An 8,932-nucleotide genomic window follows, 5' to 3' on the forward strand; every position below is an offset into this window, starting at 1 on the left:
GGTCCGACAAAATTGTCAGACCTCAATTTGATGGGAGGCTTATACGCCTCTAATATAAGAAATGCAAGTGTTTTCTATGGTTTCTGACCCGTTACAAGACGCATGGTCAGATGCATTTGATAGCCTTTGTCAGATAAAGCAAATTCCTGTAATCTTTTTTCGATTTCCTGATCTAGTTGGTTGAGTTGTTCTTTGGATAATTCTTTAATCGCATGACCAAAGCTAAGCTCTAATTGAGATGTCCAGAATTTAACGCCCTTAGGTGCAATCGGTGAAAAAGTAATTTGTTTATCTTCGACAATTTCAAATCCGGATCTCGTCATCATGCCTGAAAGATGTCCTTCGGCATGAAGCGCAAATATCTTGTTGTAATCTTCATCCATTTCAATATTAAAACAGGATTTTAAAGCTTTACGGATAAGATGAAAAATACGTTGCTCTTCCTGTTTTCCCCAAACTAGGAAAGAGGCTTTACCTAGCGGTTTTAGCACCCGGAAACATTCTGCCAAGGATTTTAATTGATCTGGTACAAACATAATACCGAAGCGACAGGAAATATGATTGAAACTATATTCAGCAAAGGGAAGGGATTGCATGTCTGCTGCTGAAAACTGCAGGATGTCTGATCCTTCACGCTTTTTAAGCGCTGATAACATTTCAGGAACCAGATCAGTTGCAATCGTAAGGCCCGATGAACCTGATAATTTGGCTTCAGAAAAAGCGGGTTCACCAACACCTGAGGCCAGATCAAGAATATGATCACCTTCCTGAATATCTAGGCTATCCAAAATAGGTTGGTTTAGGCCAGCCGCCAGTTTTGCCATAGGATCAGCCCAATTCGACCAATCCTCCACCTTGCTTGCCCAATAATCTCTTACAAGTTTCGTTTCGTTCATGTTTTACATACTAGTTATTATAATGTTCATTAGGATTAACAAAATCACCTGTTCCGCAGGTTAGACCCATACTTTTGGCTTTTGCAACTGCATCGGGGTTTCCGGTTGTATTCCAGGTTTTTATCGATGGCGTTGTATTTTTATTTGGTCGCCAATCTGAGTTTGTAGCTAAAGCACATAATTTATCGTCAGAGGTAATAGCAATATCGCTTTTTGGTTTTACTGTTAGCTTACATGTGTAGTTATTTGTTTCTAAAATATCTACCAGATTTGGATATTGTTCAGGCGAAATTGAAATTGAAGCACATAAAACGCTTAAGTTCGATTTGCTTATCTTTTCATAAAGCTCAGCGTCGCAGAATGCTTTTCGTGAGAGAACTTCTTCAGAATAGTAAGGTGCTGAATGATTATAGCCATACTGCCCCCAGCTAGCTTGCTTACATAAATCTGTATCACTTACATGTTTTAGTGAATTGTTAGTTGCATGTACCTTCGGTTGGTGTGGCGATGGTTTAGGGGTATGTTTTCTATGAGCGATATAATCTTCTATTCCTTCAAACTTATATGGGAATGTTTGGCCATCACATTTTAGGTTGCGGACTTGTAATTCCATCAAGGCATAAAAGTCAGTTAACCGCCATCGACTTCTTACTTTATCATATGCAAGATTACATATTTGTACGTCACTATAGAATCTAAGATAATCAATTCGTTCTGAATAGTATTCTACTTGCGAGTTATCTGGTGTTCTTGGTGCTGTACAAGCAGATAAAGCTAAGATGCTTATTGCAGACAAAATAAATAATTTATACATACGAAATCCCCCATACCTAAGCCCATAAGAGAAGCTATAGAAATAGATATGGAGGAGTCAATTTTATAATAAATTATGTTAGGAGCGTACTAACGGACGCGTTAGGCAGGTTGGGCCACCTTCACCTTTACGGCTGATTTCATCTCCCTTGTAAGTATGAACCTTACAACCAGCATCTTCCAATAACCCTTTGGTAAGTGGCAGTTTATCCAGCATCACCACTTCACGTGGGGCAATAGCTAATACATTACATGCCATAGGTAAGAACTCTTCTTCCGGCACTTCAACAAAGCCGATACCGTGACCTTCCAGCCATTTGATAAAATCGTCAGGCATTAAGGGGCGATAAATCACGGCTAAATCTTCCGCAACAGGTGAAATCATGCTCATCAAGTGGAAAACGTCATCAGGGTGACTTGGATCTGGAAGCGGGCAGACGAATAAATCAACCTCATCACCTAAATGCGCTTTAAGTTGATCTATACCTTCTTGGTTTGTACGTGGGCCAAGGCCGATTGCGGCTGCTTTTTCGTTCACCCAGATAAAATCACCACCTTCAACTTTGCCCGGTGCTTTAATCTCACCCAGAATGTTGACGCCGCTTGAACCTAAGATTTCACCATGAATTTTTGGTTCATTATTACGAGATACACGGCCCATATTCATAAGGATGAGACCATTTGGGGCGATAATAGCCGCATCACGCACGTAAATCGCATCCAATGTCAGATCGTCATTCGCAGGTAGTTCATCCAGTTGGATATTAGCGTCGGTGAAGATTTTTTTGAAAGCTTCATATTCATTATAAGCTTCGTTTACATCTACATTCTGGTGAAAACGCAAATCTTCCCATTCGGCATCTGCTTGTGCTTGGGATTTAAAAGCATTTGGGGCAGGGCGGATCGCCATGCGCTCAATTTTGCCAAATTCGTTAAACTTACTCATTTGAATTATCCTTATTGTACAAATGTATAGTTAATGCATGTATTATTAGCTTTCTTCGCAAAACTGGCAAGTGATTTTTATAAATATTTTATGTCTGGCGGAAAAAGCGTTGTGATATTGCGTGAATCTGTCGAAACACGCTTTCCACAGGCAGAGAAAATAGGTAATCTCCGCAGCAACATTTAATAACTAAAGATTTGAGGTCAGGAAAATGCCCGAATATCGTTCAAAAACAAGTACCGGCGGACGTAATATGGCAGGTGCCCGCGCACTTTGGCGCGCGACAGGCATGGGAGATGATGATTTTGGTAAGCCGATTATTGCAGTCGTCAACAGTTTTACCCAGTTCGTTCCAGGCCATGTTCATTTGAAAGATATGGGGCAACTGGTTGCGCGTGAAATCGAAAAAGCAGGTGGTGTTGCAAAAGAATTTAACACAATTGCTGTAGATGACGGTATCGCCATGGGGCATGATGGTATGTTGTATTCCTTGCCGTCCCGTGAGGTGATTGCAGATTCAGTTGAATATATGGTGAATGCGCATTGTGCAGATGCAATGGTTTGTATTTCTAACTGTGACAAGATTACACCGGGTATGTTGATGGCAGCAATGCGTATTGATATCCCAACTATCTTTGTATCTGGCGGTCCTATGGAAGCTGGTAAAGTGATCCTGCAAGAAGGCGAAAAGATGGTCGACCTTGTAGATGCCATGGTGGAAGCTGCAAATCCAAACCGTTCTGATGAAGAAGTTGAAAAATTTGAACGTTCCGCATGCCCGACATGTGGGTCTTGTTCTGGTATGTTCACAGCTAATTCCATGAACTGTTTAGCTGAAGCTCTTGGTGTTGCGCTTCCGGGGAATGGGTCTGTTTTGGCAACGCATGCGGCGCGTAAAGCATTGTTTGAGCGTGCAGGTCGTGAAATTGTGGCACTAACCAAACGTTATTATATTGATGAAGATGTAACTGCGACACCACGTGGTATCGCAACATTTGATGCTTTTGAAAATGCAATGGCCCTAGACATTGCCATGGGTGGTTCCACCAATACTGTATTGCATCTTTTGGCGATTGCACATGAAGCAGGCGTTGATTTCACCATGGAAGATATGGACCGGATGAGCCGCAAGGTCCCATGTTTATGTAAAGTGGCGCCGAATATTCCAAATATTCATATGGAAGATGTCCATCGCGCAGGTGGTATCATGGGTATTCTTGGTGCGCTTGATCGTGGTGGCTTGTTACATCGTGAATGTAGCACTATTCATGCAAAAACGATTGGTGATGCTATTGATAATTGGGATATTGCTCGCACCGACGATAAAGACGTTGATGAGTTTTATCGTGCGGCACCGGGCGGTGTTCGTACAACTCAAGCATTTTCTCAATCTCGTATGTATACGGAAGTTGATAATGATCGTGAGAATGGCATTATCCGTGATCCGGAACATGCTTTCACAAAAGAAGGTGGTTTGGCTGTTCTTTTTGGGAATATTGCCAAAGACGGTTGTATTGTCAAAACAGCTGGGGTTGATGAATCCATCTTTAAATTCACAGGTTCTGCAAAAGTGTTTGAAAGTCAGGATGCTGCCGTTGCTGGTATTCTGGGTGGTGAAGTTGTGGAAGGTGATGTGGTTATCATTCGCTACGAAGGTCCAAAAGGTGGCCCGGGTATGCAAGAGATGTTGTATCCGACCAGTTATTTGAAATCCATGGGATTAGGTAAAGCTTGTGCTTTGTTAACCGATGGTCGGTTCTCTGGTGGTACATCAGGTCTTTCTATTGGTCATGCATCACCAGAAGCAGCTGCGGGCGGTGCAATCGGATTGGTTGAACCAGGTGACCGGATTGAAATCGACATTCCAAACCGTAGTATCAATTTAGTGATTTCTGACGAAGAACTTGCGGCACGTCGTGCAGCCATGGATGCGAAAGGTAAAGATGGTTGGAAACCTGCACAGCCACGTAAGCGTGCGGTATCTACAGCCTTGAAAGCCTATGCAGCATTTGCAGCATCTGCGGATAAAGGCGCGGTTCGTGTATTACCTGATGCGGATTAAGCTAAGTTATTGAAAATAATAGTGTAGGATAGCCTCATGGCAACAATTGCGGTTGGCGGGTTTCAACATGAAACAAATACTTTCGCGCCTGTAAAAGCGAGTTTCGACAAGTTTGAACAGGCAGATGGCTGGCCAAGATTATGTCGTGGGGCTGATCTTATAAAAGAGACCAAAGGGGTGCATTTACCCCTGACGGGCGCAATGGATACGTTGACCACTTATGGTTATGATCTATTTCCACTAAGTTGGTGTTCTGCAACGCCATCTGCCCATGTGACCGAAGGTGCATTTGAACGTATTTCGGGTCAAATTATCGAAGATATAGAAAAAGCAATGAAGCGCCCCGGTGGTTTGGATGGCGTGTATCTGGACCTTCATGGTGCGATGGTCTGTGAACATACGGAGGATGGAGAAGGGGAGATTCTGCGTCGTGTCCGTGATGTGGTCGGCGAAGATATGCCGATTGCTGTCAGTCTTGATCTCCATGCCAATGTCACTGATTTAATGGTTGAAAAAGCATCTGTGATTGAGATTTATCGCACCTATCCACATGTGGATATGGGCGAAACGGGCGCACGGGCTGCGCGTCATTTGCATAGTTTACTCAATACGGGTGAAAAATGGGCAAAAGCGCATATTAAACCTGATTTCCTTGTACCGCTTGTCTTTGGATGTACTTATCTTCCTGCTCCAAGTGAGATGTATAATGTGGTTTTGCCCGAATTATTGGAAAGTGATCCATCTGTGGCGGCTCTATCATTTGCGTGTGGGTTTAATCTGGCTGATATCAAGGAATGTGGTCCCTCTATTATTGCCTATGCAGAAACGCAGGAAGATGCTGATCGGGTCGCGAAAGCTTTATCTGATGCTTTGGATGAGCGTCGTAATGGTTTTGGCGGCAAAATCTTTACACCTGATGAGGTCGTAGCCGAGGCTCAGAGAATTGCGGCATCTGCTGACAAACCTGTTATTATTGCGGATACACAAGATAACCCCGGTGGAGGTGGCCCCGGTGATACAACCGGATTGTTACGTGCATTTGTCTCAAATAAAGCTTCTAATACGTTAGTGGGCATCTTTAATGATCCAGCCGCGGCATTAAAATGTCATGAGGCCGGCATTGGTGCTGAAATAGAATTATCAATCGGCGGCAAATTGCAGCCGGAAGACGAACCATTTATATGTAAGGTCAAAGTTTTATCTCTTGGAGACGGCGTATTTACAGGAATAGGCCCAATGTGGGGTGGTGCGAATTTCCAGATGGGGAATATGGCACTTGTTGAATTGGAAAGCGGTGTGCGCGTTGCGATAATGTCAAAACCCATGCAGACAGGTGATACATCTATGTTGCGTCATTTAGACATAGAACCTGAAAATGAAAAGATCATTGCCGTAAAAAGTTCCGTTCATTTCCGAGCTGATTTCCAACCAATCGCCTCAGAAGTTTTAGTTGTCGCGGCGGAACCGGGTCCTGTGCGTGCCGATGCAAATTCTTTGAATTACAAGAATTTACGATCAGGTGTTAGCAAGACACCTTAAACCAAGAATTAAAAAGCCGCCTCAAGTAAGGCGGCTTTTCTTTTGGGAGATGATCAAAGCTTAAGGTTGTTACGCCCTTTAAAATCCCCGATAGCTACTACTCCATCGGGTGAACTCAAAGGCCTTAGGCTTTGATACGCTCACCCTTTGGATCATACCAAGGGGCAAGTTGTACTTTGGCTTTATGCTTTTCCCATGCGATTTCAATTTCAAAATCACCTGTTTCGATCCAGTCTTTTGTAACTTTATCGTCGCTGTGGATGTAGCCCATGCCGATAGATTTGTTGATGCGATGTCCCCAAGTACCGGATGTAATGGACCCAACGATTTCTCCGTTACGATAAATTGGTTCTTCATGATACATAAGTGGGGCAGTTTCACTGTCATCTTCCAACTGAATTTGAACGAGACGTTTGCATGGAACGCCTTTTTCTTTCTGGGCTAGAATTGCTTCTTTACCAATAAATCCGCCTTCTTTTTCAAAGTCACATGCGAAAGCCAAGCCAGCTTCAACAGGTGTATCTTCCCCGGCAATATCATGACCCCAGTGACGATATCCTTTTTCGGAACGACAAGCATTCATGGCAAAATAACCAGCATGACCAAGGTCGAACTCTTTACCTGCGGTAACAATCATATCGTATACTTGTTTAGCAAATTCTGCTGGTACATAAAGTTCCCAACCTAATTCACCAACATAAGTTAAACGGTTCAAGCGGACACGGGCATAGCCCATTTCCAATTCTTGGTTGGTACCAAATGGGAAGGCCTCGTTGCTAAGATCAGCGCCTGTTAATTTCTCAAGTAATGCACGGGATTTAGGTCCCATCAAGCCGATCATTGGTAGACCTGATGTAATATCGGTTAGGAACGCATGGGCATCTTCCGGGATATGTTTTTTGATCCAGCTGAAGTCACGTGTCTGTGCTGCACCTGCGGTCACAATCATAAATTCATTTGTATCTAAGCGAATAACTGTAACATCGGCTTCGATGCCACCATCTTCGTTGAGCATCTGTGTGTATAAAGTCTTGCCGATTTCTGTATCAACATTGTTACACATGATACGGTTCAAAACTGCGCAAGAATCTTTACCTTGAAGCAAGAATTTAGGGAAAGGAGACTGGTCGAATAAAGCAACATTTTCCATCATGTTTTTGCATTCAGCATCCACATATTTCCACCAGTTTTGACGGCCATAACTATATTCGATTTCAAAATCTCCGCCTTCTGGGACGAAGAAGGCTGGACGTTCCCATCCGGCTGTTTCTGACCACCATGCGCCTGCTGCATCAATACGATCATGTAAAGCGGTATGACGGGCATTACGGGCCGTTGTGTTTTGGTAATAAGGCCAATGCATTGCGTAAAGAAGGCCTAATGTCTCAACCGTACGATCATGTAAGTAGTTCTTATTACTTTGGAATGGCATCATGCGTTTGATATCTACATCTGCCAAATCCATCGGTGGTTTACGATCACGGATCCAATCTGCGACAACTTTACCAACACCACCGGATGATTGAATACCAATTGAGTTAAAGCCAGAAGCAACAAACAGATTTTCAACTTCTGGCGTTTCACCAATCATATAACGATCATCTGGTGTAAAGCTTTCTGGGCCATTGAAGAACAAATTAATACCAGCATCTGCAAGAGCAGGATAGCGGTTGAGAGCCATTTCCAGAATTGGTTCGAAATGATCGAAATCTTCCTGAAGGCTGGTAAATTCAAATTCAGGATCAATACCATCCATACCCCAAGGTTTGGCGATTGGTTCAAAACAACCCAGCATTAATTTACCTGCATCTTCCTTATAATAGGCACATTCATCAGGTACACGAAGTACAGGGAAGTTAGAATTCATTTCTGCCATTGGTTCCGTCACGATGTAGAAATGTTCTGCTGCATGTAAAGGTACATTCGCACCGACTTGTGCAGCTAAATCACGGCTCCACATACCGCCAGCGATAACAACGGTGTTGGCACGTAATTCACCTTGTTCGGTCATCACGCCAACGGCTTTGCCACCTTCTTTGATAATTTTTGTCACCAAAGTATTTTCAAAGATTTTTGCACCGCCCATACGTGCGCCTTTTGCCAATGCCAAGCAGGTATCAATTGGATTGCATTGACCATCTGCGGGCAAATAGACGCCGCCAACAGCGTCTTCCACATTCAAGCCCGGCCAACGTTCAGCGGCCTCTTCAGGGCGAATGACATTAACTTCCAAGCCGAAATTGGAGGCCATAGATGCACCACGTTTCAATTCAGTGAAACGTTCTTCATGTAAGGCAAGGGAAACACTACCTCGCACACGTAAGCCCGTTGCTTGACCTGTTTCTTCTTCCAGATTGTTGAAGAGTTCCGCGGTATATTTTGCCAATTCGGTCATATTTCGGTTTGCACGAAGTTGTCCGACCAAACCAGCGGCATGCCATGTTGTACCTGAGGTGAGTTGTTTGCGTTCTAAAAGAACGACATCGGATAAACCGATTTTTGTTAGGTGATATGCAATGGAACATCCTGCGATACCACCACCAACAATCACAACATCAGCTTTTGTAGGAAGATCTTTAGCCATAAGGGAAGCCTCTTTATCCTGTAAATCTTAATTTTTGGTTTCAAATTTAATCACTGTATTTTGCATATAGTTTTTTTTTCAAAACTAACAAT

6 protein-coding genes are annotated in these 8,932 nt (G+C 43.2%); 2 read left to right on the forward strand and 4 right to left on the reverse strand.

Annotated features, from left to right (window positions below; all coding sequences use genetic code 11):
• Nucleotides 1–74 precede the first annotated feature (74 nt).
• The 3 genes from E1160_RS09615 to E1160_RS09625 all read right to left on the reverse strand — a co-directional run bounded on the left by E1160_RS09615 (nucleotide 75) and on the right by E1160_RS09625 (nucleotide 2,655).
• Nucleotides 75–896 carry a class I SAM-dependent methyltransferase gene (locus tag E1160_RS09615; protein WP_155154939.1) on the reverse strand — a complete coding sequence of 274 codons (822 nt, stop codon included), beginning with the start codon at nucleotides 894–896 and terminating at the stop codon, nucleotides 75–77.
• A gap of 10 nt (nucleotides 897–906) precedes the next feature.
• The gene (locus tag E1160_RS09620; protein ID WP_155154940.1) at nucleotides 907–1,710 is read right to left on the reverse strand and encodes a hypothetical protein; all 804 of its coding nucleotides are present in this window, start codon (nucleotides 1,708–1,710) and stop codon (nucleotides 907–909) included.
• Between the two features lie 78 nt (nucleotides 1,711–1,788).
• Nucleotides 1,789–2,655 (reverse strand): dimethylarginine dimethylaminohydrolase family protein, encoded by an 867-nt coding sequence (locus E1160_RS09625; RefSeq protein WP_155154941.1) that lies wholly within the window; start codon nucleotides 2,653–2,655, stop codon nucleotides 1,789–1,791.
• A 211-nt stretch (nucleotides 2,656–2,866) separates the two neighbouring features.
• Here E1160_RS09625 and ilvD point away from each other — a divergent pair, with 211 nt between their 5' ends.
• Nucleotides 2,867–4,717 (forward strand): dihydroxy-acid dehydratase, encoded by a 1,851-nt coding sequence (ilvD, locus tag E1160_RS09630; RefSeq protein ID WP_155154942.1) that lies wholly within the window; start codon nucleotides 2,867–2,869, stop codon nucleotides 4,715–4,717.
• Between the two features lie 36 nt (nucleotides 4,718–4,753).
• A complete protein-coding gene (locus E1160_RS09635) occupies nucleotides 4,754–6,256 on the forward strand; it encodes a M81 family metallopeptidase (RefSeq protein WP_155154943.1) in 1,503 nt (500 codons plus the stop codon).
• A 124-nt stretch (nucleotides 6,257–6,380) separates the two neighbouring features.
• Here the strand turns inward: E1160_RS09635 and E1160_RS09640 are convergent, their stop codons facing one another.
• The gene (locus E1160_RS09640) at nucleotides 6,381–8,840 is read right to left on the reverse strand and encodes a GcvT family protein (RefSeq protein WP_155154944.1); all 2,460 of its coding nucleotides are present in this window, start codon (nucleotides 8,838–8,840) and stop codon (nucleotides 6,381–6,383) included.
• Between the last annotated feature and the right edge of the window lie 92 nt (nucleotides 8,841–8,932).

Source organism: Curvivirga aplysinae (assembly GCF_009711445.1).
Taxonomy (GTDB): domain Bacteria; phylum Pseudomonadota; class Alphaproteobacteria; order UBA8366; family Aestuariispiraceae; genus Curvivirga; species Curvivirga aplysinae.

Coding starts and splice junctions, on each gene's coding strand:
- E1160_RS09615 (WP_155154939.1), bottom strand. CDS start 896: ATGAACGAAACGAAACTTGTAAGAGATTATTGGGCAAGCAAGGTGGAG.
- E1160_RS09620 (WP_155154940.1), bottom strand. CDS start 1,710: ATGTATAAATTATTTATTTTGTCTGCAATAAGCATCTTAGCTTTATCT.
- E1160_RS09625 (WP_155154941.1), bottom strand. CDS start 2,655: ATGAGTAAGTTTAACGAATTTGGCAAAATTGAGCGCATGGCGATCCGC.
- ilvD (WP_155154942.1), top strand. CDS start 2,867: ATGCCCGAATATCGTTCAAAAACAAGTACCGGCGGACGTAATATGGCA.
- E1160_RS09635 (WP_155154943.1), top strand. CDS start 4,754: ATGGCAACAATTGCGGTTGGCGGGTTTCAACATGAAACAAATACTTTC.
- E1160_RS09640 (WP_155154944.1), bottom strand. CDS start 8,840: ATGGCTAAAGATCTTCCTACAAAAGCTGATGTTGTGATTGTTGGTGGT.